This window comes from Escherichia sp. AM3 (assembly GCF_032029835.1).
Taxonomy (GTDB): Bacteria; Pseudomonadota; Gammaproteobacteria; order Enterobacterales; family Enterobacteriaceae; genus Escherichia; species Escherichia coli.
On record NZ_JAVUPQ010001065.1, the window covers coordinates 1 to 261 of the forward strand.

Below are 261 nucleotides of genomic sequence, written 5' to 3' on the forward strand. Positions count from 1 at the left end.
GCTGGGTACCGCCCTGCTGCGCCGCCGCAGCGGTGAGAGTAAAGAGCTGGAGCGTATTGAGACGGAAGCGCATCGCCTGGACCGCATGATCAACGATCTGCTGGTGATGTCGCGCAATCAGCAGAAAAACGCGCTGGTGAGCGAAACGGTGAAAGCCAATCACCTCTGGCATGAGGTGCTGGACAACGCGGCGTTCGAAGCGGAGCAGATGGGCAAATCGTTCACCGTCAACTTCCCGCCGGGCCCGTGGCCGCTCTACGG

1 pseudogene is annotated in these 261 nt (G+C 61.7%); it reads left to right on the top strand.

The window, feature by feature from the left end:
• Positions 1 to 261, top strand: a pseudogene (cpxA, locus tag RTW80_RS29720) (envelope stress sensor histidine kinase CpxA); the annotation flags it as partial.